Genomic DNA, 24,547 nt, shown 5'->3' with positions numbered 1-24,547 from the left:
AGGAAGAACGCATAATAACGATGGCGATGAAAAAGTTGCTCATAGCGTCGCTGCTGTTTAGCAGCGCCACCGTATACGGTGCTGACGGGTTCGTAGTGAAAGATATTCATTTCGAAGGCCTCCAGCGTGTCGCCGTTGGTGCGGCCCTCCTCAGTATGCCTGTGCGCCCCGGCGATACGGTTAATGATGAAGATATCAGTAACACCATCCGTGCTCTGTTTGCCACTGGCAACTTTGAGGACGTTCGCGTTCTGCGCGATGGTGATACGCTGCTGGTACAGGTAAAAGAACGTCCAACGATCGCCAGTATCACCTTCTCCGGCAACAAGTCGGTGAAAGATGACATGCTCAAGCAAAACCTTGAAGCATCTGGTGTTCGTGTGGGAGAGTCCCTGGACCGCACAACCCTTGCAGACATTGAAAAAGGTCTGGAAGACTTCTATTACAGCGTCGGTAAATACAGCGCCAGCGTGAAAGCGGTAGTGACGCCGCTGCCGCGTAACCGTGTTGACCTGAAACTGGTCTTCCAGGAAGGTGTTTCTGCGAAGATCCAACAGATCAACATTGTGGGTAACCACGCGTTCAGCACCGACGAGCTTATCTCAACGTTCCAGCTGCGTGACGAAGTGCCGTGGTGGAACGTGGTGGGCGATCGTAAATACCAGAAACAGAAACTGGCAGGCGACCTTGAAACCCTGCGCAGCTATTATCTGGATCGCGGTTATGCCCGTTTCAACATTGATTCAACTCAGGTCAGTCTGACTCCGGACAAGAAAGGGATCTACATTACGGTTAACATCACAGAAGGCGATCAATACAAGCTTTCTGGCGTTGAAGTAAGTGGAAACCTGGCGGGGCATTCTGCTGAGATTGAGTCGCTGACCAAAATTCAGCCCGGCGATCTGTATAGCGGTTCTAAAGTCACCAAAATGGAAGACAGTATTAAAAAGCTGCTCGGCCGCTATGGTTACGCTTATCCGCGCGTACAAACTCAGCCGGAAATCAACGACGCAGAGAAAACCGTTAAGCTGCACGTGAACGTTGATGCGGGTAACCGTTTCTACGTGCGTAAGATCCGCTTCGAAGGTAACGATACTTCTAAAGATTCCGTTCTGCGCCGCGAAATGCGCCAGATGGAAGGGGCGTGGTTGGGTAGCGACCTGGTTGACCAGGGTAAAGAGCGTCTGAATCGTCTGGGTTACTTCGAGACGGTTGATACTGATACCCAGCGTGTACCAGGCAGCCCGGATCAGGTTGATGTCGTCTATAAAGTAAAAGAGCGTAACACCGGTAGCTTCAACTTCGGTGTGGGCTACGGTACTGAAAGCGGTGTGAGCTTCCAGGTCGGTGTTCAGCAGGATAACTGGCTGGGTACGGGGTACTCTGTTGGTATCAACGGTACCAAAAACGACTACCAGACCTACTCTGAGTTTTCTGTCACAAACCCATACTTCACCGTTGACGGTGTGAGCCTGGGTGGTCGTATCTTCTATAACGACTTTAAAGCAGACGACGCGGATCTGTCCTCCTATACCAACAAGAGTTACGGTGTAGACGGTACGCTCGGCTTCCCGGTGAACGAATACAACACCCTGCGTGCGGGCTTAGGTTATGTGCATAACGACCTGTCCAACATGCAGCCGCAGGTGGCAATGTGGCGTTATCTGGATTCCATTGGTCAGTCGGCAAGCCGGTCCAGCGATGACAACGGTTTCGCGGCGGATGACTTCACCTTCAACTACGGCTGGACATATAACCGCCTTGACCGTGGCTACTTCCCGACGGAAGGTTCTCGCGTCAATCTGAACGGTAAAGTGACCATTCCTGGCTCTGATAACGAGTTCTACAAGTTGACGCTGGACACGGCGTCTTACTTCCCAATTGATGATGACCACAAGTGGGTTGTCCTGGGTCGTACTCGTTGGGGCTACGGTGACGGGATTGGCAGTAAAGAGTTGCCGTTCTATGAGAACTTCTATGCGGGCGGTTCCAGTACCGTTCGTGGCTTCCAGTCCAATAACATTGGTCCGAAAGCGGTCTACTACGGCGGTAATGACGAAGATAACTGCGCAAGCCGTGATCCGAAACAAGTATGTAGCTCTGATGATGCAGTCGGCGGTAACGCCATGGCCGTGGCGAGCCTTGAGTTCATCACGCCTACGCCGTTCATCAGCGACAAGTACGCGAACTCTGTCCGTACCTCCTTCTTTATGGATGCGGGTACGGTGTGGGATACCAACTGGGAGAATACCGCCCAGATGCGTGCGGCAGGTGTTCCAGACTACAGCGATCCGGGCAACATTCGCATGTCCGCAGGTATCGCATTACAATGGATGTCACCGCTGGGGCCGTTGGTCTTCTCTTACGCCCAGCCGTTTAAGAAATACGATGGAGACAAAGCGGAGCAATTCCAGTTTAACATTGGTAAAACCTGGTAATAATTCGCTGCAAAGGAATGCGTTGGCAGTGTAGCGCTGACAACTGGCGATCGGTAACACGATCGCCTTGCCACGCAAAGAACGGTACCTTCAGGTGCCAATGGGATGGTAAGGAGTTAATTGTGAAAAAGTGGTTATTAGCTGCAGGTCTCGGTTTAGCGATGGCAACTTCTGCTCAGGCAGCGGACAAAATCGCAATCGTCAACATGGGTAATTTGTTCCAGCAAGTTGCACAGAAAACGGGCGTTTCTGCGACGCTGGAAAACGAATTCAAAGGCCGTGCTAGCGAACTGCAACGTATGGAAGGCGACCTCCAGACTAAAATGCAGCGTCTGCAGCGCGATGGTTCTACCATGAAAGCAAGCGATCGCAGCAAGCTGGAAAAAGACGTGATGGCTCAGCGTCAGACCTTCTCCCAGAAAGCGCAGGCTTTCGAGCAGGATCGTCAGCGTCGTTCTAACGAAGAGCGTGGTAAACTGGTTACTCGCATTCAGTCTGCAGTTAAAGCTGTTGCTGCCGATCAGAGCATCGATCTGGTTGTTGATGCGAATGCCGTTGCTTTCAACAGCAGCGATGTTAAAGACATCACCGCTGATGTTCTGAAACAGGTTAAATAAGTAATGCCTTCAATTCGACTGGCTGATTTAGCTCAGCAGTTGGATGCAGAATTACACGGTGATGGCGATATCGTCATCACCGCTGTTGCGTCCATGCAATCTGCTAAAGCTGGCAACATCACTTTCATGGTAAGCCCTAAGTACCGTGAACACCTGGCTCAATGCCAGGCGTCTGCCGTTGTTCTGACGCAGGACGATCTTCCGTTTGCCACTGGCGCTGCTCTGGTAGTGAAAAATCCCTACCTGACGTATGCACGCATGGCCCAAATTCTTGATACCACGCCGCAGCCGGCGCAGAACATTGCGGCTAGTGCCTCAATTGATCCGACGGCTCAGCTGGGTAACAACGTTGCAGTTGGCGCAAACGCTGTCATTGAATCCGGCGTTGTGCTGGGTGACAACGTGGTGATTGGTCCTGGCTGCTTTGTTGGTAAAAATACGAAGATTGGTGCAGGGTCCCGCTTGTGGGCCAATGTATCTGTCTACCACGAGGTTGAGATTGGCGAAAATTGCCTCATTCAATCCAGCACGGTGATTGGTTCTGACGGTTTCGGTTACGCCAACGATCGGGGTAACTGGGTTAAGATCCCACAGTTGGGTCGCGTGATTATCGGCGATCGTGTTGAGATCGGTGCCTGTACCACTATTGACCGCGGTGCGCTTGACGACACCATTATTGGCAATGGTGTTATCATTGATAACCAGTGCCAGATTGCACATAACGTTGTGATTGGCGACAATACCGCAGTTGCGGGCGGCGTGATCATGGCAGGCAGCCTCAAAATTGGCCGTTACTGCATGATTGGCGGTGCCAGCGTGATCAACGGCCATATGGAAATATGCGACAAAGTGACGGTGACAGGTATGGGCATGGTTATGCGTCCTATCACTGAACCTGGCGTCTATTCCTCAGGCATTCCGCTGCAACCGAACAAGGTCTGGCGTAAAACAGCTGCTCTGGTGATGAATATTGATGATATGAGCAAGCGTCTCAAAGCGATTGAGCGCAAAATCGATCAACAAGACTAAGCGTTCATCCGTTTAACGCTAATTTTCCCGGCCTGTCGGCTTTTTTATAAACCGGCAGGCCGTGTTATTATTGCTACTTAGTACATTTGACAGGAAGAGTATTTTGACTACTGACACTCATACTCTGCATATTGAAGAGATTTTAGAACTTCTGCCGCACCGCTACCCGTTTTTGCTGGTAGACCGTGTGCTGGATTTTGAAGAAGGTCGTTTTCTGCGCGCAGTGAAAAATGTCTCCGTTAACGAGCCTTTCTTCCAGGGACACTTCCCTGGTAAGCCGATCTTCCCGGGTGTGTTGATCCTGGAAGCAATGGCACAGGCAACCGGTATTCTGGCGTTTAAAAGCGTAGGTAAACTGGAGCCGGGTGAACTCTATTACTTCGCAGGTATCGATGAGGCGCGCTTTAAGCGTCCAGTCGTGCCTGGTGATCAGATGATCATGGAAGTCACTTTTGAAAAAACGCGTCGCGGCCTGACTCGCTTCAAAGGCGTAGCTCTGGTTGACGGCAAAGTTGTTTGCGAAGCGACGATGATGTGTGCTCGTAGCCGGGAGTCCTGATACGTGATTGATAAATCTGCCTTTATTCATCCTACTGCCATCGTGGAAACCGGTGCCATCATTGGTGCTAACGTCCACGTTGGCCCGTTCTGTATTGTTGGACCCCATGTCGAAATTGGTGAGGGTACAGTACTGAAATCTCACGTTGTGGTGAATGGTCACACGACCATTGGCTGTAATAACGAGATTTATCAGTTCGCTTCTATCGGTGAAGTTAACCAGGATCTGAAATATGCTGGTGAAGCTACCCGTCTGGAAATTGGCGATCGTAACCGTATTCGTGAAAGCGTCACCATTCATCGTGGAACAGTACAGGGCGGTGGGTTGACGAAGGTAGGCAGCGACAACCTGTTTATGGTTAATGCGCATATCGCGCATGACTGTACCGTGGGTGACCGCTGTATCCTCGCCAACAACGCAACGCTGGCGGGGCACGTATCGGTAGATGATTTCGCAATTATCGGTGGTATGACCGCAGTTCATCAGTTCTGCATCATTGGTGCACACGTGATGGTCGGCGGCTGCTCAGGTGTGGCGCAAGACGTTCCACCTTACGTTATTGCGCAGGGTAACCATGCCACGCCATTTGGCGTGAACATCGAAGGTCTCAAGCGCCGTGGCTTTAGCCGTGAAGCGATTACAGCCATCCGCAACGCGTACAAACTGCTGTACCGTAGCGGGAAAACGCTGGAAGAGGCGAAGCCGGAAATTGCCGAGCTGGCGAACAAACACCCTGAAGTGAACGCGTTCATGGAGTTCTTTGACCGTTCAACAAGGGGTCTGATTCGTTAATGGTCGACAGTCGTCCGCTTACGATAGCCCTGGTCGCCGGAGAAACCTCCGGCGATATTCTTGGTGCTGGTCTCATCCGCGCGCTAAAAGCTCGCGTACCTAATGCGCGCTTTGTGGGTGTTGCTGGCCCGCTGATGCAGGCTGAAGGTTGCGAAGCCTGGTATGAGATGGAAGAGCTGGCCGTGATGGGCATCGTTGAGGTGCTGGGGCGTCTGCGTCGCTTACTTCATATTCGTGCCGATCTCACCCGCCGTTTTACCGACCTCAAACCTGATGTGTTTGTCGGTATCGATGCGCCTGATTTCAACATTACCCTCGAAGGGAATTTGAAAAAGCAGGGGATCAAAACCATTCATTACGTCAGTCCGTCCGTCTGGGCGTGGCGACAGAAACGCGTTTTCAAAATCGGAAGATCCACCGATCTGGTGCTGGCTTTCCTGCCTTTCGAAAAAGCGTTTTACGACAGATTTAATGTTCCGTGCCGTTTTATCGGTCATACCATGGCGGATGCGATGCCATTGGATCCGGATAAAAACGCGGCGCGCGACGTACTGGGTATTCCCCATGACGTGCACTGTCTGGCACTGCTGCCTGGCAGCCGCGGTGCTGAAGTTGAAATGCTGAGCGCCGATTTCCTCAAAACAGCGCAAATGCTTCGCCAGACCTATCCCGGCCTTGAAGTGGTCGTGCCGTTGGTGAATGCCAAACGCCGCGAGCAGTTTGAGCGCATCAAAGCGGAAGTCGCCCCGGATCTTCACGTCCGCCTGCTGGACGGGAAAGGGCGGGAAGCGATGTATGCGAGCGATGCCGCGCTGCTGGCCTCCGGCACGGCGGCGCTGGAGTGTATGCTGGCGAAATGCCCGATGGTGGTCGGTTATCGCATGAAGCCGTTCACCTTCTGGCTGGCAAAACGTCTGGTGAAAACGGATTATGTCTCCCTGCCAAACCTGCTTGCCGGTCGCGAGCTGGTGAAAGAGCTGTTGCAGGATGAGTGCCAGCCGCAGGCGCTCGCGGATGCACTGCTGCCGCTGCTGGCAAACGGCAAGACCAGCCACCAGATGCACGATACCTTCCGTGAACTGCATCAACTGATCCGCTGTAATGCTGATGAGCAAGCGGCTGATGCGGTGCTGGAGCTAGCAAAATGATGGAATTTGTTTATCCTCACACCCACCTTGTGGCGGGCGTGGACGAAGTAGGACGCGGCCCGTTAGTAGGCGCAGTGGTCACCGCGGCTGTGATCCTCGATCCGGCTCGTCCGATTATCGGGCTGAACGACTCTAAAAAATTGTCTGAAAAGCGCCGGCTGGCGTTGTTTAGCGAGATTCAGGAGAAGGCGCTGGCCTGGAGCCTGGGGCGCGCTGAACCGCATGAAATAGACGAGCTGAATATTTTGCATGCTACGATGCTGGCGATGCAGCGTGCGGTAGCGGGCCTGAAAATTTCTCCTGAATATGTCCTGATTGACGGAAACCGCTGTCCGGCATTGCCTATGCCTTCAATGGCGGTCGTCAAAGGCGATAGCCGGGTCGCAGAAATTAGCGCAGCTTCTATTATTGCCAAAGTGACGCGCGACGCCGAAATGGCCGCGCTGGACCTCACTTACCCTCAGTATGGTTTCGCCCAGCATAAGGGGTATCCCACACCTTTCCATCTGGAAAGGCTGGCTGAACATGGCGCAACCGAACACCACCGTCGCAGCTTTGGCCCGGTGAAGCGCGCGCTGGGACGGGTGTCCTGAATCAATACGCAAGTCATTAAGTAACGCGGAATCTGAAGATGGCTGAACCACGTTTCGTACACCTGCGGGTGCATAGCGACTACTCCATGATCGATGGGCTGGCAAAGACCGGACCGCTGGTAAAAAAGGCGGCCGCGCTTGGCATGCCTGCGCTGGCGATCACCGATTTTACCAACCTGTGTGGCCTGGTGAAGTTCTACGGAACCGCGCATGGCGCCGGGTTAAAGCCAATTGTCGGCGCGGATTTTCATGTCCAGAGCGAGCTGCTCGGCGATGAAATGACGCAGATCTCCGTGTTGGCGATGAACAACACCGGTTATCAGAACCTTACCCTGCTTATCTCTAAAGCCTATCAGCGTGGATATGGTGCGATGGGCCCGTGGATCGACCGCGACTGGCTGGCAGAGCTGAACGAAGGCCTGCTGCTGATTTCCGGCGGTCGCATGGGCGATGTCGGCAAGTGTCTGCTGCGTGGCAACAGCGCGCTGGTGGATCAGTGCGTCTCGTTCTACGAAGAGTATTTCCCGGATCGCTACTATCTTGAGCTGATCCGCACCGGGCGCGCGGACGAAGAGAGCTATCTGCATGCCGCCGTGGCACTCGCCGAAGAGCGCGGTCTGCCTGTGGTGGCCACCAACGATGTCCGTTTCCTTGAAGCGGGTGATTTTGACGCACATGAAATTCGTGTGGCGATCCATGACGGCTTCACCCTCGACGATCCTAAACGTCCGCGTAACTACTCCTCTCAGCAGTATATGCGCAACGAAGAGGAGATGTGTGAGCTCTTCTCTGACATCCCGGAAGCGCTGGAAAACAGCGTTGAAATAGCAAAACGCTGTAACGTCACCGTGCGTCTCGGCGAGTACTTCCTGCCGCAGTTCCCGACGGGTGACATGACCACGGAAGATTTCCTGGTCGTAAAATCGAAGGAAGGCCTTGAAGAGCGTCTGGAGTTCCTGTTCCCGGATGAAGCCGTTCGCAAAGAGAAACGCCCACCGTACGATGAACGTCTGGATATTGAACTCCAGGTGATCAACCAGATGGGCTTCCCCGGCTACTTCCTGATCGTTATGGAGTTTATCCAGTGGTCGAAGGATAACGGCGTGCCTGTAGGTCCGGGCCGTGGTTCCGGTGCGGGATCGCTTGTGGCCTACGCGCTTAAAATTACCGATCTCGACCCGCTGGAGTTTGACCTGCTGTTCGAACGTTTCCTTAACCCGGAACGTGTTTCCATGCCCGACTTTGACGTCGACTTCTGCATGGAGAAACGCGACCAGGTGATCGAGCACGTCGCCGATATGTACGGCCGTGATGCGGTATCGCAGATTATTACGTTCGGTACGATGGCGGCGAAAGCGGTTATCCGTGACGTCGGCCGCGTGCTGGGCCACCCGTACGGGTTTGTTGATCGTATCTCCAAGCTGGTGCCGCCCGATCCGGGCATGACGCTGGCAAAAGCGTTTGAAGCCGAACCTCAGCTGCCGGAAATCTACGAAGCCGACGAAGAAGTAAAAGCGCTGATCGACATGGCGCGCAAGCTGGAAGGCGTCACGCGTAACGCCGGTAAGCATGCGGGTGGCGTGGTTATCGCCCCGACCAAAATCACCGACTTCGCACCGCTATACTGCGATGAAGCGGGCCAGCACCCGGTTACCCAGTTCGATAAGAACGACGTAGAATACGCCGGGCTGGTGAAGTTCGACTTCCTTGGCCTGCGTACGTTGACGATCATCGACTGGGCGCTGAAGATGATCAACCCGCGCCGGGAAAAGCAGGGCCTTGAGCCAATAGACATCGCTGCCATCCCGCTGGATGACAAAAAAAGTTTCGACATGCTGCAGCGCTCGGAGACTACCGCCGTCTTCCAGCTTGAATCCCGCGGCATGAAAGATCTGATTAAACGTCTGCAGCCCGACTGCTTCGAAGATATGATCGCACTGGTGGCCCTGTTCCGTCCGGGCCCGCTGCAGTCGGGGATGGTAGATAACTTTATCGACCGTAAGCACGGACGCGAAGAGATTTCCTATCCGGACGTTCAGTGGCAGCACGAAAGCCTGAAGCCGGTACTGGAACCAACCTACGGCATCATCCTGTATCAGGAACAGGTGATGCAGATTGCCCAGGTGCTTTCCGGCTATACCCTCGGCGGCGCGGACATGCTGCGTCGTGCAATGGGTAAGAAAAAGCCGGAAGAGATGGCCAAGCAGCGAGGCACTTTCGAAGAAGGCGCGAGAAAAAACGGCGTTGATGGTGAACTGGCGATTAAGATCTTTGACCTGGTGGAGAAATTCGCCGGGTACGGATTTAACAAATCCCACTCCGCCGCCTATGCTTTGGTGTCGTATCAAACGCTGTGGCTGAAAGCGCACTATCCTGCTGAATTTATGGCGGCGGTAATGACGGCCGATATGGACAACACCGAGAAGGTGGTTGGCCTGGTGGACGAGTGCTGGCGCATGGGGCTCAAGATCCTGCCGCCGGACATTAACTCGGGTCTCTACCACTTCCACGTCAACGACGACGGGGAGATCGTTTACGGGATCGGCGCGATCAAAGGCGTGGGCGAAGGCCCGATCGAGGCGATCATCGAAGCGCGTAACAACGGTGGGTATTTCCGCGAGCTGTTCGATCTTTGCGCCCGTACTGATACTAAAAAACTGAACCGCCGCGTGCTGGAAAAACTGATCATGTCCGGCGCGTTTGACAGGCTGGGACCGCACCGCGCCGCGCTGATGAACTCGCTGGGCGACGCCCTTAAAGCGGCGGATCAGCATGCAAAAGCGGAAGCGATTGGTCAGGCGGATATGTTTGGCGTGCTGGCGGAAGAGCCAGAGCAGATTGAACAGTCATACTCCAACTGCCAGCCGTGGCCTGAACAGGTGGTACTGGATGGGGAGCGTGAAACGTTAGGCTTGTACCTGACGGGGCACCCAATCAACCAGTACATCAAAGAAATTGAGCGCTATGTCGGCGGCCACAGGCTAAAAGACATGCATCCGACAGATCGTGGTAAAATCACCACGGCTGCGGGGCTCGTGATTGCTGCAAGGGTAATGGTCACCAAGCGCGGCAATCGTATCGGCATCTGTACGTTGGATGACCGTTCCGGGCGTCTGGAGGTGATGTTATTCACCGACGCGCTGGATAAATACCAGCACTTGCTGGAAAAAGACCGCATACTTATCGTCAGCGGACAGGTCAGCTTTGATGACTTCAGCGGGGGGCTTAAAATGACCGCCCGCGAAGTGATGGACATTGACGAAGCCCGGGAAAAATATGCTCGCGGGCTTGCTATCTCGCTGACGGACAGGCAAATTGATGACCAGCTTTTAAACCGACTCCGTCAGTCTCTGGAACCCCACCGCTCGGGGACCATTCCAGTACATCTCTACTATCAGAGGGCGGATGCACGTGCGCGGTTGCGCTTTGGTGCAACGTGGCGTGTCTCTCCGAGCGATCGTTTACTGAACGATCTCCGTGGCCTCATTGGTTCGGAGCAGGTGGAACTGGAGTTTGACTAATACAGGAATACTATGAGTCTGAATTTCCTTGATTTCGAACAGCCGATTGCAGAGCTGGAAGCGAAAATCGATTCTCTGACAGCGGTAAGCCGTCAGGATGAAAAACTGGATATTAACATCGACGAAGAAGTGCATCGTCTGCGCGAGAAAAGCGTAGAGTTGACGCGCAAAATCTTTGCCGATCTCGGCGCATGGCAGGTGGCCCAGTTGGCACGCCATCCACAGCGTCCGTACACCCTGGATTATGTCCGCCTGGCGTTTGACGAATTTGACGAACTGGCAGGCGATCGCGCATACGCTGACGATAAAGCTATCGTTGGCGGTATCGCGCGTCTGGACGGACGCCCGGTGATGATCATTGGTCATCAGAAAGGTCGTGAAACCAAAGAGAAAATCCGTCGTAACTTCGGGATGCCAGCACCAGAAGGCTACCGTAAGGCCCTGCGTCTGATGGAGATGGCTGAACGGTTCAACATGCCTATCATCACTTTCATCGACACCCCGGGTGCTTACCCTGGCGTGGGCGCAGAAGAGCGCGGTCAGTCTGAAGCTATCGCGCGCAACCTGCGCGAGATGTCTCGTCTGAAGGTGCCGGTCATCTGTACCGTTATTGGTGAAGGCGGTTCCGGTGGTGCGCTGGCCATTGGCGTGGGCGATAAAGTGAATATGCTGCAGTACAGCACCTATTCCGTTATCTCCCCGGAAGGCTGTGCGTCCATTCTGTGGAAAAGCGCCGACAAAGCGCCGCTGGCTGCAGAAGCAATGGGCATCATTGCGCCGCGCCTGAAAGAGCTTAAGCTGATCGACTCCATCATCCCGGAACCGCTGGGTGGTGCGCATCGTAAGCCGGAAGTGATGGCCGCTTCCCTGAAAGCACAGCTGCTGGCTGACCTGGCGGATCTGGACGTGCTGAGCAAAGACGATCTGCTCAACCGTCGCTACCAGCGTCTGATGACCTACGGTTACGCGTAAGTTTCATAATTATCTGAAAAGCCGCACACTGTTGCGGCTTTTTTTATACCTGCGGTTTAGCCGGGCTATGCTTAGCTAATGTTTTTTAAGGAGGAAGCCCATGAATATCATTGCCATTATGGGGCCACACGGCGTCTTTTATAAAGATGAGCCGATTAAGGAGCTGGAGCAAGCCCTGCAGTCGCGCGGGTATCAGCTGATCTGGCCGCACAACAGCGCCGACCTGCTGAAGTTCATCGAGCATAATCCGCGTATCTGTGGCGTGATCTTCGACTGGGATGAATATGACCTCGAACTGTGCAGCGATATCAACAAGCTGAATGAATATCTCCCGCTGTACGCGTTCATCAATACCCACTCGACGATGGACGTCAGCGCCAATGACATGCGAATGGCGCTGTGGTTCTTTGAATATTCGCTCGGCGTGGCGGAGGATATTGCGACCCGCATTCAGCAATATACCGGTGAATATCTTGATAACATTACGCCGCCGTTTACCCGCGCGCTCTTCACCTACGTGAAGGAAGGCAAATATACCTTCTGTACGCCAGGCCATATGGCGGGAACGGCCTATCAAAAAAGCCCGGTGGGCTGCCTGTTCTATGATTTCTTTGGCGGCAACACGCTGAAAGCGGACGTGTCGATTTCAGTCACCGAATTAGGCTCTCTACTGGATCACACCGGTCCGCACCTGGAGGCCGAAGAGTATATTGCCCGCACCTTTGGCGCAGAGCAGAGCTATATGGTGACCAACGGCACCTCGACCTCGAACAAAATCGTCGGGATGTACGCTGCCCCTGCAGGCAGTACCTTGCTGATTGACCGCAACTGTCATAAATCGCTGGCGCATCTGCTGATGATGAGCGACGTCGTGCCGCTCTGGCTGTCACCCACGCGCAACGCGCTCGGTATTCTTGGCGGCATCCCGCGTCGTGAGTTTACGCATGACGCCATAGAAGGTAAGGTCGCGGCGATCCCCGGCGCGAGCTGGCCTGTTCACGCGGTGATCACTAACTCCACCTACGACGGCCTGCTGTACAACACCAACTGGATCAAGCAGACGCTGGATGTGCCGTCGATCCACTTTGATTCAGCGTGGGTGCCGTACACCAATTTCCACCCGATTTACGCCGGTAAAAGCGGTATGAGCGGCGAGCGTGTGCCGGGCAAAGTGTTCTTCGAAACGCAGTCGACGCATAAAATGCTGGCTGCGTTTTCGCAGGCTTCGTTAATTCACATCAAAGGTGAGTACGACGAAGATACGTTTAACGAAGCCTTTATGATGCACACCACTACCTCGCCGAGCTATCCGCTGGTGGCCTCGATTGAAACGGCCGCGGCGATGTTGCGTGGCAATCCGGGCAAACGCCTGATCAACCGCTCGGTGGAGCGCGCGCTGCATTTCCGCAAAGAAGTTCAGCGGCTGAAAGATGAAGCCGACGGCTGGTTCTTTGATATCTGGCAGCCGGAAGAGATTGATGAAGCTGAATGCTGGCCCGTCTCGCCCGGCGAAGACTGGCATGGTTTCCGGGATGCCGATGCCGACCATATGTTCCTCGATCCGGTCAAAGTGACGATCCTGACACCGGGCATGGACGAGCAGGGCATTATGGGTGATGAAGGGATCCCCGCCGCTCTGGTGGCGAAGTTCCTGGACGAGCGCGGCGTGGTGGTGGAGAAAACCGGGCCGTATAACCTACTGTTCCTGTTCAGCATTGGGATCGACAAAACCCGCGCGATGGGGTTGTTGCGCGGCCTGATGGAGTTTAAGCGCGCCTACGATCTCAACCTGCGAGTGAAGAACATGCTGCCGGATCTTTACGCGGAGGATCCTGACTTCTATCGGAATATGCGCATTCAGGATCTGGCTCAGGGGATCCACAAACTGATCCGCCAGCACGACCTGCCGCGTCTGATGCTGCAGGCGTTTGATGTCCTACCGGAAATGAAACTCACGCCACACAAAGCGTGGCAGCGGCAGGTGAAAGGCGAGGTGGAAACCATCGAGCTGGAAAATGTGGTCGGGCGGGTGTCGGCCAACATGATCCTGCCTTATCCGCCGGGTGTTCCGCTTTTAATGCCCGGTGAGATGATCACCGAGGAGAGTCGGGCGGTGCTCGATTTCCTGTTGATGCTCTGCTCTGTTGGACGCCATTATCCGGGCTTTGAGACCGATATCCACGGTGCGAAGCGCGATGAGCAGGGTGTGTACTGGGTGCGAGTCCTAAAATAAAGGTGACCGCTTGCAAGGTGCGGGTTTTCGGTTGTAACGTTCAGGCATCATAAAAAGGAGAAGCTATGCTGGGTTTAAAAGCTGTTCATCATATTGCGATTATTGCGACCGATTACGCAAAAAGTAAGTCCTTCTATTGCGATATCCTTGGCTTTACGCTGCTCAGTGAGGCTTATCGCGAGGAGCGCGACTCCTGGAAGGGCGATCTGGCGTTAAACGGGCAATATGTGATTGAGCTGTTCTCATTTCCTTTTCCGCCTGCGCGTCCTTCCCGGCCGGAAGCCTGCGGCCTGCGCCATCTGGCCTTTAGCGTTGATGACCTTAATAGCGCGGTCAAGCATCTGGAATCGCACGGCGTGATGTGCGAAGCGATACGCGTCGATCCGTTCACCGACAAGCGTTTTACCTTTTTCAGCGACCCCGATGGCCTGCCGCTGGAGCTTTACCAGCAGTAATCGCCGTCATGTGTGATAATGCCCGCTTAGCCCGGGCATTTTTTATGTGTAATTTCCTATGACCTTACCCGCTATCGCACAAGCCGTTTCACCGTACCGCCAGCTGCTGGTGGGGTTTAGCGGTGGGCTGGATTCCACCGTTTTGCTCCATCGCCTTAAACTCTGGCGTGACCAGGAGCCTGACGTCCAGCTCCGGGCGATACATATTCATCACGGGTTAAGTCCTCATGCTGATGCATGGGGAGCGCACTGTGAAGCCCTCTGTGAGGCGTGGAGCATTCCGTTGAGGGTTGAACGCGTGATTCTCCACGAGGAAGGGCTGGGCATTGAGGCGCAGGCACGCAAGGCCCGCTATGCCGCTTTTGCTCGCGCCTTACGGCCCGGTGAAGCACTCGTTACGGCGCAGCATCTTGACGATCAGTGCGAAACGTTTTTACTTGCGCTTAAGCGGGGCAGTGGTCCGGCGGGGTTATCCGCCATGCCTGAGCGCGCGCGTTTTGCCGGAACCGAATTAATCCGCCCGCTGCTGGGTGAAACACGTGCTTCTCTTGAATCCTGGGCGCATGAATATCAGCTGAGCTGGATTGAGGACGAAAGCAATCAGGACGACAGCTACGATCGTAACTTCCTGCGTCTGCGCGTCTTACCGCTACTGACCGAACGCTGGGAGCACTTTGCTGAAGCGACGGCCAGGAGCGCCACGCTCTGTGCCGAGCAGGAAAGCCTGCTGGATGAGTTGCTGAGTGAAGAGCTGGCCGAGCTGATTTCCTCTGAGGGTGCGCTGGCAATTGCGCCGCTGGAAGCGATGAGTGCGGTACGCCGTGCTGCAGTTTTACGCCGCTGGTTGGCCTCTCATCATGCCGTCATGCCGTCGCGAGCAATGCTCGGCAGAATATGGGATGAAGTGGCGAAGGCGCGAGAAGATGCCACGCCGAGCGTTTACCTGAACGGCTTCGAGGTCAGGCGCTATCAGGGGAAACTGTGGTGGGTTAAATCCCGTTCTTCTCTTTCTGATGTTGTTCTCGACTGGCCCTGCGTGGTGGAAGCGCTGATATTACCCGCTGGCGCGGGTAGTGTATCCCTGACGAATGCCGGTCACGTGCGTCTGCCAGAAGCGGATGAGCCCGTTACGGTGCGTTTTAAAGCCGGTGGTTTGCTGCATATCGTCGGGCGTAATGGCGGACGAAAGCTGAAGAAGATCTGGCAGGAGAACAATGTGCCGCCCTGGCTGCGCGATACCACGCCGCTGCTGTTTTATGGTGAGACGCTTATCGCCGCTGCGGGCGTGTTTATCACGGAAGAAGGGTGGACAGAAAAGGGCGTTTCGTTTGAGTGGAATGCGTAACGGGCAGCCGGGCTGCCCGTGAATGTCATCAGGATTCGCTTACCACAACGGTACCGATTTCCGGGTGGCTGAAGCTGGCAATTTTGTCCAGACGAAGCTCGCGCGTCGCGCCGGCATCTTCCACTATCAGATATTCCACATTCTTACGTGAAACCAAATCGCTGGCCTTCGCCTTCAACACTTCGCCATCTTTTAGCTCCAGCGTCAGTATTAAATGATGCTGGCAGGCGAGTTCGAGGTTGTCATAGTCATCACAATTGATGGGTTGATAAGTATCATTCATCGACATAATCGCTCACCAGTAAATTCGCCGCAGCATACGCTGCTTTTTCCCTGACCGACTCTGAAAGGCTCTCATCAGAGGCCACTTCATTAAGCACCTTCAATACACAGCCCAACGCGTCCGGGACATACCCTAGATCGCCGCTGGCGATTTCCGCATACCGTTTGCGAATTAACTCACAATAATTATTCACATCCCCTCCCGCCAGCGCACTGACTTACTGTGAGATATCATTAAGCCTACGAAGATAAACTCGGTTTAGCAAGGTGACTATACCATACTCATTTAAGCAATATCAGCGCCTTGATAGCGCACTATTCATCACCTCGTAACAGCGTTTTGCTCCGGTTTTCGCTACAATGTCAGCCTGAATCGAAAGGAGTTCTCTGATGGCGCTGAAAGCGACAATTTATAAAGCTGTGGTCAATGTGGCGGATCTTGACCGCAACCAGTTCCTTGATGCGTCATTGACGCTGGCGCGTCACCCCTCTGAAACCCAGGAACGCATGATGCTGCGCCTGCTGGCGTGGATTAAATACGCCGACGAGCGTTTGCAATTTACACGTGGTTTGAGTGCGGAAGATGAACCCGAAGCCTGGCTGCGCAACGATCATCTCGGTATCGATTTGTGGATTGAGCTTGGCCTGCCGGATGAGCGCAGGATTAAAAAGGCGTGCACCCAGTCCGCTGAGGTGGCGTTATTCGCGTATAATCAACGCGCTGCGGAGATCTGGTGGCAGCAAAACAAGAGCAAGTGCGGACAGTTTAAAAATCTCACCGTCTGGTATCTGGATGATGAGCAGCTGGCGCAACTGAGCGAGTTTGCTGGCCGAACGATGGTCCTGCAGGCGACGATTCAGGACGGTGCGATCTGGCTTTCTGATTCTCAGAATAATCTGGAAATCCATTTAACGGCGTGGCAACCGGCGTCATGATTGTTTTGTCCCGAAACGTCAGCATTCCGGATAACGAGCTGGAGATCACTGCCATCCGGGCGCAGGGCGCGGGCGGTCAGCACGTTAACAAGGCCTCAACGGCTATCCATTTGCGCTTTGACATTCGGGCCTCCAGCCTGCCAGAGTATTATAAAGAAAGTCTGCTTGCCGCCAGCCATCATCTGATCACCAGCGATGGCGTCATTGTGATTAAAGCGCAGGAGTACCGCAGCCAGGAGTTAAACCGGGAAGCGGCGATTGCGAGGCTGGTGGCGATGATTAAAGACTTAACGACAGTGCAGAAAAGCCGTCGGGCAACGCGGCCCACACGTGCATCGAAAGAGCGCCGGCTGTCGTCAAAGGCGCAGAAATCCACAGTGAAAGCACTACGCGGTAAAGTTCGTCGCCCTACAGAGTGACGAAAGGGAACACACTTTTCATAAGGAATTCATTGTGAAAAAAGTATTATGGTCAGCGCTGGCAGTGAGTACGCTGTTTGCGCTTTTTGGGTGTAACAACCGTTCGGAAACGCAGGTATTACAGCCTACGCAAACCGAAGAATTAAAGCCGATGCAGCAGAGCTGGCGTGGCGTATTGCCTTGTGCAGACTGTGAGGGCATTGAAACATCCCTGTTCCTGCAAAAAGACGGCACATGGGTAATGAACCAGCGCTATCAGGGCGCGAAAGAGCCTTCTTCGTTTGGGACTTACGGAACCTGGGCACGTACGGCTGAGAAGCTGGTCCTGACGGATACGACCGGTGAGAAAACCTGGTTCCGCCCTAAAGGTGACAGCATGGAAATGCTTGACCGTGAAGGCAATCCTATTGAGTCTCAGTTCAACTACACGCTCGCCCCGGTAAAAGCGGCACTGCCTGCTACGCCAATGGCGATGCGAGGAATGTATTTCTACATGGCAGATGCGGCAATCTTCACCGATTGCGTCACCGGTAAGAAAGTCAGCGTGGCAAACAATGCTCAGCTGGAGCGTGATTACGCCGTGGCGCGCGGCAACGACAGCAAGCCGGTTCTGCTGACGGTGGATGGTCACTTTACCCTGGAGCCGAACCCGGACAGCGGTGAGATGGTGAAAACACTGGTGGCCGATAAAGACGCGAAATTTGTTGCAGGTAAAAACTGCGACAGTAAATAAGCTGACGTCACGCCATTAAAAAACCCCGCCGGAGCGGGGTTTTTTGTTTCTTAACCTTTAATGGCTTTCACCAGGTAATCAAGAATGTCGCCAGTCTTGATCATCTGTTTCTCGCCGCTGCGACGGTATTTGTATTCAATCTCGTCGCTGTCGAGATTACGGTCGCCGATGACAACGGTGTGCGGAATACCGATCAGTTCCATATCAGCAAACATCACGCCAGGACGCTCTTTACGGTCATCCATCAGCACGTCGATGCCCTTGGCACGCAGCTCAGCGTAAAGTTTTTCCGCCAGTTCCTGCACGCGGTAAGACTTATGCATGTTCATTGGCAGAATCGCAACCTGGAACGGCGCGATGTTGTCCGGCCAGACGATGCCGCGCTCGTCGTAGTTTTGCTCGATAGCCGCAGCAACAACACGCGTCACCCCGATACCGTAGCAGCCCATTGTCAGAACCTGGTTACGGCCATCTTCGCCCTGAACGGCAGCGTTCATCGCGCGGGAGTATTTATCGCCTAACTGGAAGATATGACCCACTTCGATACCACGCTTGATCATCAGCGTACCCTGGCCGTCCGGGCTTGGATCGCCTGCAACCACGTTACGGATGTCAGCCACTTCTGGCGTCGCCACGTCGCGATCCCAGTTGATGCCGAAGTAGTGCTTACCGTCGATGTTTGCTCCAGCAGAGAAGTCGCTCATTGCGGCAACCGTGCGGTCAATAACAACCGGAACCGGCAGATTGACTGGACCCAGTGAACCTGGACCCGCATTTACAACGGCGCGGATTTCCGCTTCCGTGGCGAAGGTCAGCGGGCTGGCAACCTGCGGCAGCTTCTCGGCTTTCACTTCGTTCAGCTCGTGATCGCCACGGACCAGCAGGGCAACCAGCGGGTATGCGCTACCCTCGGTGGATTTCACCAGCAAGGTTTTTACCGTTTTCTCAATCGGCAGGTTGAACTGTTCAACCAGCTCAACGATGGTTTTGGCGTTTGGCGTATCAACCAGCTTCATCTCTTCGGTGGCAGCAGCGCGTGGCGTTTTTGGTGCCAATGCTTCAGCAAACTCGATGTTTGCCGCGTAATCAGAGGAGTCAGAGAAGATCACATCGTCTTCACCACTCTGTGCCAGTACCTGGAACTCATGGGATGCGCTACCGCCAATAGAACCGGTATCAGCCTGCACCGCGCGGAAATCCAGACCCATGCGGGAGAAGATTTTGCTGTACGCAGCGTACATGGCGTCGTAAGTCTCTTGCAGCGACTCCTGAGAAGTATGGAAAGAGTAGGCGTCTTTCATCAGGAATTCGCGAGAGCGCATGACGCCAAAGCGTGGACGCACTTCGTCACGGAATTTGGTCTGGATCTGGAAGAAGTTCAGCGGCAGCTGCTTGTATGAGCTCAGCTCATTACGGATCAGGTCGGTAATGACTTCTTCATGCGTTGGGCCGAGGACAAACGGACGATCGCCGCGATCGGCAATACGCAGCAGTTCCGGACCGTACTGCTCCCAGCGACCGCTCTCCTGCCACAGTTCAGAGGGTTGAACAACCGGCATTAACACCTCGATAGCACCGGCGTTGTTCATCTCTTCACGCACGATGTTTTCGACTTTTTTCAGGACGCGCACGCCGGTCGGCAGCCAGGTGTATAACCCGGAGGCCAGCTTGCGGATCATCCCGGCGCGCAGCATCAGCTGATGGCTGATCACTTCGGCGTCGGCAGGTGTCTCCTTTAACGTGGAGAGCAGATATTGGCTAGTACGCATGTTGTTACGGTTCCGTTTCGACGAGTAGAGCTGGCTTAAAGGCCAACCTGACACAAAAAAGTGGTTTAGTTTACCAGTGTGGCAAAGATGCCAAAAGAGAGGAGGTTAAAATTACCTGGGTTCCAGGGCAAACACTTCAAAACCTGCCCCGGTAACGCGCCAGCGGACGTTAAAATCCAGTAGCCAGACGGCATAGGTTTTACCGGCTTCCTCTTCTTTTCGGTAGGCGGGACGAGGGTCCTGCGCCAGTACTTCACCGATAAAGTCCCGAAGATGGGGATAACGCTTCTCGAGCTGATGTATCTGGACGGTGAGTTCAGGCGTGAAGTGTACCGGCATATCAGCCTGTGGGGCGTCCTGAGCATAACTTGCCCGGGCGTCCGGTAGCGCTTCAGCGAAAGGCAAATATGGCTTGATGTCGATAACCGGCGTGCCATCCACCAGGTCAAGACTGCCTAACTCGAGGATCACCTGATCCTTCTGACAGCGTATACCTTTCAGTTCAACCAGCGACATGCCGATGGGGTTGGGGCGAAAGGTCGAACGGGTGGCGAAAACGCCCATTCTTGCATTTCCTCCCAGACGGGGAGGGCGCACCGTAGGGCGCCAGCCACCTTCCATGGTCTGGTGAAATACAAAGACAACCCACAGGTGGCTGAAGGCGTCGAGCCCGCGTACCGCATCGGCCTGATTGTAGGGCGCGATCAGATGAAGCTCGCCGCCGCCCCGTGTCACCAGACCGGGCTGGCGCGGTACGGCGAATTTCTCTTTATAAGGAGAGTGGATAACGCCTATTTGCTCAAACTGAAATGCACTCATTTCGCCGTAATGTTTAGTGCAGAACCGATACAAACAGCCTGACGATAACATCCTGGCGTACCGCTGGTCACTTCACAGCTGTGCAGCAGCACCGCGTTGGCTTTCATTTTGGACGCGTTAATCTGCATACGCTTGCGGGCCGTTGGAATGTTTGGAGGAGAGTCCTGATTTGTTGCCTGGCAGGATTCGCCGCTCACTTCACCCAGTTCACGGAATGGCTTGCCCACGAGATCGTCGGCTTTAGTGATAATGCGTACCGGTGCAGGGCGAGGCGCTTTCGGTTTTGCTGGCTCCGCTTTAGGCGGGGTTGCTGTGCTTTGAACAGGTTCAACAGGAGATCTGCTTAGCATAGAACAGCCGCTCAGCATGAGTGCTAAGAGACAGATCGGTAAAGCACGCATAATAGTTCCTCAATGGATAATCAAAACAACGGATATTGAATCAGTTGCCTGCATAAATGACAAGACGGGCATAAGCCCGTCCTGATGATATTACACTGAGAGGAGATTACCAGCCTTTAACAGCACCGCCGTTAAACACCTTGTTGGCTTCCTGGTAAACTTCGTCAGACTGATAAGCCTGAACAAATTTCTTCACGTTTTCCGCGTCTTTGTTGTCTTCACGAGTCACGATCAGGTTGACGTATGGAGAGTCTTTATCTTCAACGAAGATGCCGTCTTTCGCAGGGGTCAGGCCGATCTGGCTGGCGTAGGTGGTGTTGATCACCGCCAGCGCGATCTGTGCATCGTCAAGTGAACGTGGCAACTGTGGTGCTTCCAGCTCAACCAGTTTCAGATTTTTCGGATTCTCGATAACGTCCAGTGCAGTCGGCAGCAAACCCACGCCGTCTTTCAGTTTAATCAGGCCCACTTTCTGCAGCAGCAGCAGGGAGCGACCGAGGTTTGTTGGGTCGTTAGGGATCGCGACCTGGGAGCCAGGCTGCAGTTCATCAAGCGATTTGATTTTTTTCGAGTAACCGGCAATTGGGTAAACGAAGGTGTTACCGGCCGCAACGAGCTTGTAGCCGCGATCTTTGATCTGCTGATCCAGGTATGGTTTGTGCTGGAAGGCGTTGGCGTCAATATCGCCTTTGCTCAGCGCTTCGTTCGGCAGCACGTAATCGTTGAAGGTTACCAGCTCAACGTCCAGACCATATTTTTCTTTCGCCACTTTCTGCGCAACTTCAGCAACCTGCTGCTCAGCACCCACGATAACGCCCACTTTAATGTGGTTTGGATCTTTTTCGTCCTGACCGCAACCCACCAGTGCCAGAGAGCCGATCAGCGCGCCTACCGCTGCAAGGGTCTTTAATTTAAACGCCATGTTTTATCCTTAACTCGTCGAGTTTGTGTTGTGTGTAACGTTATTTGTGAGTAACAGCCCGGACGATGCGATCGCCAGAGAATTGGATTAAGTAAACCAGCACAACCAGCAATACCAGAACGGTATTCATTACGGTAGCGTTATAACCAATATAGCCATATTGATAGCCGATCTGGCCTAAACCGCCAGCACCCACTGCGCCACCCATCGCCGAATAGCCGACCAGCGTGATGAGCGTGATGGTCGCTGCGTTCACCAGGCCAGGCAACGCTTCAGGCAGCAGCACTTTGCGTACGATCTGCATCGGCGTTGCGCCCATTGCGCGGGAGGCTTCGATCAGACCGGTTGGGATCTCCAGCAGGGCGTTTTCCACCATACGGGCGATAAACGGCGCTGCACCTACGGTTAGCGGAACGATGGCCGCCTGCAGACCGATAGACGTTCCGACGATCACGCGGGTAAACGGAATCATCCATACCAGCAGGATAATGAACGGGATGGAACGGAAGATATTCACCAGCGCAGAGAGGGTGCGATACAGCTTCGCGTTCTCAATGATTTGACCCGGACGCGTCACGTACAGCAGGACGCCGACCGGCAGACCAATCACAAAACCAAAGAAGCCCGATACAAAGGTCATTGCCAGCGTTTCCCAAACGCCGCGAACCAGCAGCCACATCATCGGCTCAGACATAACCCAGTACCTCTACTTTTACATGATGTTCTTGCAGCCAGGCAATCGCCGCCTGGGTTTCTTCTTGTGTCCCGTGCATTTCCGTCAGCATGATGCCGAACTTCACGCCACCGGCGTAATCCATCTGCGCGCTAATGATGTTGTTGTTCACATTAAAGCGACGTGCAGTTTCGGAAAGCAGTGGAGCGTCAACGGACTGACCGGTGAATTCCATACGCAGCATTGGGACGCTGTCTGCCGTTGCTTCTGTTTTCAGACGTTCCAGATAATCTTCCGGAATATCCAGATGCAGCGTGGACTGAATAAACTGCTGCGCCAGCGGAGTTTTCGGATGCGAGAACACTTCACTTACCGTGTCCTGCTCGATCAGTTCACCGTTACTGATGACCGCCACGCAGTCACAGATGCGTTTCACCACATCCATTTCGTGCGTAATAAGGAGGATCGTCAGGCCCAGGCGACGATTAATATCTTTCAGCAGTTCCAGAATCGAACGAGTGGTCGCCGGGTCCAGTGCGCTGGTCGCTTCATCGCACAGCAGCACCTTAGGATTACTTGCCAGCGCGCGGGCAATGGCCACACGCTGTTTCTGCCCACCGGACAGGTTCGCCGGGTAGCTATCATGTTTATCGCCCAGACCCACGAGGTCGAGCAGTTCGGTGACGCGACGCTTCACTTCTTCTTTAGGCGTGTTGTCCAGCTCCAGCGGTAATGCGACGTTACCGAAAACGGTACGGGAAGCCAGCAGGTTGAAGTGCTGGAAGATCATGCCAATCTGGCGGCGTGCTTTAGTGAGTTCTTTCTCTGAGAGGGCGGTAAGCTCTTGCCCGCCAACTTCAACGCTGCCCTGGGTTGGACGCTCAAGCAGGTTAACACAACGGATCAGCGTACTTTTACCTGCACCCGATGCGCCAATGACGCCATAAATTTGACCAGCAGGAACATGCAGGCTGACATTGTTCAACGCCTGAATGGTTCGGTTCCCCTGCTGGAACACTTTGGTGATATTGGAAAGTTTAATCATTAGATTATTTTTATCATATGTAAGTTAGCCGTGGCATTTTGTTCTGCCAGATACGGGTGATGACCGTAAACAAAACGGATGTTAAGGCATCCAGACGTCTAAATCAATCCAACTCTGTGCGATGAGCACTTTATTGCGCTGCGATTCATGAGATACTAGCGGAACATGCCTTTTTCAGGAGCAAACCGGTGGCAAAATCAGTACCCGCAATTTTTCTCGATCGTGATGGCACTATTAATGTGGATCATGGTTACGTCCACGAGATTGATGAGTTCGAGTTTATCGAGGGCGCAATAGATGCCATGCGCCAGCTGAAAGAGAGGGGTTATGCGCTGGTGGTTGTGACTAACCAGTCCGGTATTGCACGCGGTAAATTCACCGAAGCGCAGTTCGAGACGCTGACGGAATGGATGGACTGGTCGCTGGCCGATCGCGGTGTGGATCTCGACGGCATCTATTATTGTCCACATCACCCGCAGGGAACGGTAGAAGAGTATCGCCAGACCTGTGATTGCCGTAAACCGCATCCGGGGATGTTCATCTCTGCGCAGGAATTTCTGCACATTGATATGGCTGCCTCTTATATGGTGGGCGATAAACTGGAAGATATGCAGGCAGCTGCTGCTGCGGGTGTTGGGACCAAAATATTAGTTCGCACCGGTAAGCCAGTGACGCCAGAAGCAGAGAATGCAGCAGATTGGGTAATTAATAGTCTGGCAGACCTGCCTGAAGAGATTAAAAAGCACCAAAAATAGCCTTTTTGGTGAAAAGGTGAGCGGTCGAAATAAAAATGCATATTTCCGCTTGTCATTCCTCGGCGGCTCCCTATAATGCGCCTCCATCGAC

At 53.9% G+C, this 24,547-nt stretch carries 24 protein-coding genes; 16 read left to right on the top strand and 8 right to left on the bottom strand.

Annotated elements, in window-relative coordinates; genetic code table 11:
• Nucleotides 1–20 precede the first annotated feature (20 nt).
• From bamA to tilS, 12 genes are all read left to right on the top strand, one after another.
• Nucleotides 21–2,438 carry an outer membrane protein assembly factor BamA gene (gene bamA, locus EXW94_RS19695; RefSeq protein WP_174340794.1) on the top strand — a complete coding sequence of 806 codons (2,418 nt, stop codon included), beginning with the start codon at nucleotides 21–23 and terminating at the stop codon, nucleotides 2,436–2,438.
• Nucleotides 2,439–2,560: 122 nt separating this feature from the next.
• The gene (gene skp, locus EXW94_RS19690) at nucleotides 2,561–3,055 is read left to right on the top strand and encodes a molecular chaperone Skp (RefSeq protein ID WP_010426710.1); all 495 of its coding nucleotides are present in this window, start codon (nucleotides 2,561–2,563) and stop codon (nucleotides 3,053–3,055) included.
• A gap of 3 nt (nucleotides 3,056–3,058) precedes the next feature.
• Nucleotides 3,059–4,084 carry a UDP-3-O-(3-hydroxymyristoyl)glucosamine N-acyltransferase gene (gene lpxD, locus EXW94_RS19685; RefSeq protein WP_126545048.1) on the top strand — a complete coding sequence of 342 codons (1,026 nt, stop codon included), beginning with the start codon at nucleotides 3,059–3,061 and terminating at the stop codon, nucleotides 4,082–4,084.
• A gap of 103 nt (nucleotides 4,085–4,187) precedes the next feature.
• Complete coding sequence (gene fabZ / locus EXW94_RS19680; RefSeq protein ID WP_010426706.1) at nucleotides 4,188–4,643, top strand: 3-hydroxyacyl-ACP dehydratase FabZ; 456 nt, start codon at nucleotides 4,188–4,190, stop codon at nucleotides 4,641–4,643.
• Between the two features lie 3 nt (nucleotides 4,644–4,646).
• Nucleotides 4,647–5,435 (top strand): acyl-ACP--UDP-N-acetylglucosamine O-acyltransferase, encoded by a 789-nt coding sequence (lpxA, locus tag EXW94_RS19675; RefSeq protein ID WP_010426704.1) that lies wholly within the window; start codon nucleotides 4,647–4,649, stop codon nucleotides 5,433–5,435.
• A complete protein-coding gene (gene lpxB / locus EXW94_RS19670) occupies nucleotides 5,435–6,583 on the top strand; it encodes a lipid-A-disaccharide synthase (RefSeq protein WP_174340793.1) in 1,149 nt (382 codons plus the stop codon). Before lpxA ends, lpxB begins: the two co-directional genes overlap by 1 nt.
• Nucleotides 6,580–7,176, top strand: a complete 597-nt coding sequence (gene rnhB, locus EXW94_RS19665; protein WP_010426699.1) for a ribonuclease HII — start codon at nucleotides 6,580–6,582, stop codon at nucleotides 7,174–7,176. The genes lpxB and rnhB overlap by 4 nt, the downstream gene beginning before the upstream one ends.
• A gap of 38 nt (nucleotides 7,177–7,214) precedes the next feature.
• On the top strand, nucleotides 7,215–10,697 hold the full coding sequence (gene dnaE, locus EXW94_RS19660; protein WP_089599133.1) for a DNA polymerase III subunit alpha: 3,483 nt from the start codon (nucleotides 7,215–7,217) through the stop codon (nucleotides 10,695–10,697).
• 12 nt (nucleotides 10,698–10,709) lie between these two features.
• Nucleotides 10,710–11,669, top strand: a complete 960-nt coding sequence (accA, locus tag EXW94_RS19655; RefSeq protein ID WP_023310466.1) for an acetyl-CoA carboxylase carboxyl transferase subunit alpha — start codon at nucleotides 10,710–10,712, stop codon at nucleotides 11,667–11,669.
• A gap of 100 nt (nucleotides 11,670–11,769) precedes the next feature.
• Nucleotides 11,770–13,902: a lysine decarboxylase LdcC gene (locus EXW94_RS19650; RefSeq protein ID WP_108417041.1), complete on the top strand. Its 2,133-nt coding sequence runs from the start codon at nucleotides 11,770–11,772 to the stop codon at nucleotides 13,900–13,902.
• A 65-nt stretch (nucleotides 13,903–13,967) separates the two neighbouring features.
• Nucleotides 13,968–14,357, top strand: coding sequence for a VOC family protein (locus EXW94_RS19645; protein WP_010426691.1), 390 nt, complete (start codon nucleotides 13,968–13,970; stop codon nucleotides 14,355–14,357).
• Between the two features lie 58 nt (nucleotides 14,358–14,415).
• On the top strand, nucleotides 14,416–15,702 hold the full coding sequence (tilS, locus tag EXW94_RS19640) for a tRNA lysidine(34) synthetase TilS (protein WP_174340792.1): 1,287 nt from the start codon (nucleotides 14,416–14,418) through the stop codon (nucleotides 15,700–15,702).
• A 28-nt stretch (nucleotides 15,703–15,730) separates the two neighbouring features.
• On the opposite strand, the gene rof is transcribed toward tilS, so the two are convergent.
• Together rof and EXW94_RS19630 are read right to left on the bottom strand one after the other, a co-directional pair.
• Nucleotides 15,731–15,991, bottom strand: coding sequence for a Rho-binding antiterminator (gene rof, locus EXW94_RS19635; RefSeq protein ID WP_010426685.1), 261 nt, complete (start codon nucleotides 15,989–15,991; stop codon nucleotides 15,731–15,733).
• Nucleotides 15,978–16,178: a YaeP family protein gene (locus EXW94_RS19630; RefSeq protein WP_008501889.1), complete on the bottom strand. Its 201-nt coding sequence runs from the start codon at nucleotides 16,176–16,178 to the stop codon at nucleotides 15,978–15,980. The genes rof and EXW94_RS19630 overlap by 14 nt, the downstream gene beginning before the upstream one ends.
• A gap of 196 nt (nucleotides 16,179–16,374) precedes the next feature.
• On the opposite strand from EXW94_RS19630, the gene EXW94_RS19625 reads away from it, so the two are divergent.
• From EXW94_RS19625 to nlpE, 3 genes are read left to right on the top strand one after another with little or no spacing between them, the layout of a single operon-like run.
• Nucleotides 16,375–16,920, top strand: coding sequence for a YaeQ family protein (locus EXW94_RS19625; RefSeq protein ID WP_126545040.1), 546 nt, complete (start codon nucleotides 16,375–16,377; stop codon nucleotides 16,918–16,920).
• Nucleotides 16,917–17,339, top strand: a complete 423-nt coding sequence (arfB, locus tag EXW94_RS19620) for an alternative ribosome rescue aminoacyl-tRNA hydrolase ArfB (protein ID WP_120159259.1) — start codon at nucleotides 16,917–16,919, stop codon at nucleotides 17,337–17,339. Before EXW94_RS19625 ends, arfB begins: the two co-directional genes overlap by 4 nt.
• Before the next feature lie 34 nt (nucleotides 17,340–17,373).
• Entirely contained in the window at nucleotides 17,374–18,072 is a 699-nt protein-coding gene (gene nlpE, locus EXW94_RS19615) for an envelope stress response activation lipoprotein NlpE (RefSeq protein WP_089599129.1), read from the top strand.
• A 50-nt stretch (nucleotides 18,073–18,122) separates the two neighbouring features.
• On the opposite strand, the gene proS is transcribed toward nlpE, so the two are convergent.
• The 6 genes from proS to metN all read right to left on the bottom strand — a co-directional run bounded on the left by proS (nucleotide 18,123) and on the right by metN (nucleotide 23,701).
• Nucleotides 18,123–19,841 carry a proline--tRNA ligase gene (proS, locus tag EXW94_RS19610; RefSeq protein WP_120159260.1) on the bottom strand — a complete coding sequence of 573 codons (1,719 nt, stop codon included), beginning with the start codon at nucleotides 19,839–19,841 and terminating at the stop codon, nucleotides 18,123–18,125.
• Nucleotides 19,842–19,952: 111 nt separating this feature from the next.
• Nucleotides 19,953–20,660: a tRNA (N6-threonylcarbamoyladenosine(37)-N6)-methyltransferase TrmO gene (gene tsaA / locus EXW94_RS19605; RefSeq protein ID WP_120159261.1), complete on the bottom strand. Its 708-nt coding sequence runs from the start codon at nucleotides 20,658–20,660 to the stop codon at nucleotides 19,953–19,955.
• Nucleotides 20,657–21,061, bottom strand: coding sequence for an Rcs stress response system protein RcsF (rcsF, locus tag EXW94_RS19600; RefSeq protein WP_010426664.1), 405 nt, complete (start codon nucleotides 21,059–21,061; stop codon nucleotides 20,657–20,659). Before rcsF ends, tsaA begins: the two co-directional genes overlap by 4 nt.
• A gap of 106 nt (nucleotides 21,062–21,167) precedes the next feature.
• Nucleotides 21,168–21,983 (bottom strand): methionine ABC transporter substrate-binding lipoprotein MetQ, encoded by an 816-nt coding sequence (metQ, locus tag EXW94_RS19595; protein ID WP_010426661.1) that lies wholly within the window; start codon nucleotides 21,981–21,983, stop codon nucleotides 21,168–21,170.
• Between the two features lie 40 nt (nucleotides 21,984–22,023).
• The gene (locus EXW94_RS19590; RefSeq protein WP_003856130.1) at nucleotides 22,024–22,677 is read right to left on the bottom strand and encodes a methionine ABC transporter permease MetI; all 654 of its coding nucleotides are present in this window, start codon (nucleotides 22,675–22,677) and stop codon (nucleotides 22,024–22,026) included.
• Nucleotides 22,670–23,701 carry a methionine ABC transporter ATP-binding protein MetN gene (gene metN / locus EXW94_RS19585; protein ID WP_028015600.1) on the bottom strand — a complete coding sequence of 344 codons (1,032 nt, stop codon included), beginning with the start codon at nucleotides 23,699–23,701 and terminating at the stop codon, nucleotides 22,670–22,672. The genes EXW94_RS19590 and metN overlap by 8 nt, the downstream gene beginning before the upstream one ends.
• Nucleotides 23,702–23,889: 188 nt before the next feature.
• Here metN and gmhB point away from each other — a divergent pair, with 188 nt between their 5' ends.
• Nucleotides 23,890–24,456 (top strand): D-glycero-beta-D-manno-heptose 1,7-bisphosphate 7-phosphatase, encoded by a 567-nt coding sequence (gene gmhB, locus EXW94_RS19580; RefSeq protein ID WP_042713778.1) that lies wholly within the window; start codon nucleotides 23,890–23,892, stop codon nucleotides 24,454–24,456.
• The last annotated feature ends 91 nt before the right edge of the window (nucleotides 24,457–24,547 follow it).

Source organism: Enterobacter sp. JMULE2, assembly GCF_013337145.1.
Taxonomy (GTDB): Bacteria; Pseudomonadota; Gammaproteobacteria; order Enterobacterales; family Enterobacteriaceae; genus Enterobacter; species Enterobacter mori.
The sequence above is the reverse complement of the archived record's forward strand: the minus strand, read 5'-3'. Positions and strand labels throughout refer to the sequence as shown.

Excerpts from the sequence above, each read along its gene's own strand:
- bamA (WP_174340794.1), top strand. The coding sequence starts at position 21 with ATGGCGATGAAAAAGTTGCTCATAGCGTCGCTGCTGTTTAGCAGCGCC.
- lpxD (WP_126545048.1), top strand. The coding sequence starts at position 3,059 with ATGCCTTCAATTCGACTGGCTGATTTAGCTCAGCAGTTGGATGCAGAA.
- lpxB (WP_174340793.1), top strand. The coding sequence starts at position 5,435 with ATGGTCGACAGTCGTCCGCTTACGATAGCCCTGGTCGCCGGAGAAACC.
- rnhB (WP_010426699.1), top strand. The coding sequence starts at position 6,580 with ATGATGGAATTTGTTTATCCTCACACCCACCTTGTGGCGGGCGTGGAC.
- dnaE (WP_089599133.1), top strand. The coding sequence starts at position 7,215 with ATGGCTGAACCACGTTTCGTACACCTGCGGGTGCATAGCGACTACTCC.
- accA (WP_023310466.1), top strand. The coding sequence starts at position 10,710 with ATGAGTCTGAATTTCCTTGATTTCGAACAGCCGATTGCAGAGCTGGAA.
- EXW94_RS19650 (WP_108417041.1), top strand. The coding sequence starts at position 11,770 with ATGAATATCATTGCCATTATGGGGCCACACGGCGTCTTTTATAAAGAT.
- EXW94_RS19645 (WP_010426691.1), top strand. The coding sequence starts at position 13,968 with ATGCTGGGTTTAAAAGCTGTTCATCATATTGCGATTATTGCGACCGAT.
- tilS (WP_174340792.1), top strand. The coding sequence starts at position 14,416 with ATGACCTTACCCGCTATCGCACAAGCCGTTTCACCGTACCGCCAGCTG.
- rof (WP_010426685.1), bottom strand. The coding sequence starts at position 15,991 with ATGTCGATGAATGATACTTATCAACCCATCAATTGTGATGACTATGAC.
- EXW94_RS19625 (WP_126545040.1), top strand. The coding sequence starts at position 16,375 with ATGGCGCTGAAAGCGACAATTTATAAAGCTGTGGTCAATGTGGCGGAT.
- arfB (WP_120159259.1), top strand. The coding sequence starts at position 16,917 with ATGATTGTTTTGTCCCGAAACGTCAGCATTCCGGATAACGAGCTGGAG.
- proS (WP_120159260.1), bottom strand. The coding sequence starts at position 19,841 with ATGCGTACTAGCCAATATCTGCTCTCCACGTTAAAGGAGACACCTGCC.
- tsaA (WP_120159261.1), bottom strand. The coding sequence starts at position 20,660 with ATGAGTGCATTTCAGTTTGAGCAAATAGGCGTTATCCACTCTCCTTAT.
- rcsF (WP_010426664.1), bottom strand. The coding sequence starts at position 21,061 with ATGCGTGCTTTACCGATCTGTCTCTTAGCACTCATGCTGAGCGGCTGT.
- metQ (WP_010426661.1), bottom strand. The coding sequence starts at position 21,983 with ATGGCGTTTAAATTAAAGACCCTTGCAGCGGTAGGCGCGCTGATCGGC.
- EXW94_RS19590 (WP_003856130.1), bottom strand. The coding sequence starts at position 22,677 with ATGTCTGAGCCGATGATGTGGCTGCTGGTTCGCGGCGTTTGGGAAACG.
- metN (WP_028015600.1), bottom strand. The coding sequence starts at position 23,701 with ATGATTAAACTTTCCAATATCACCAAAGTGTTCCAGCAGGGGAACCGA.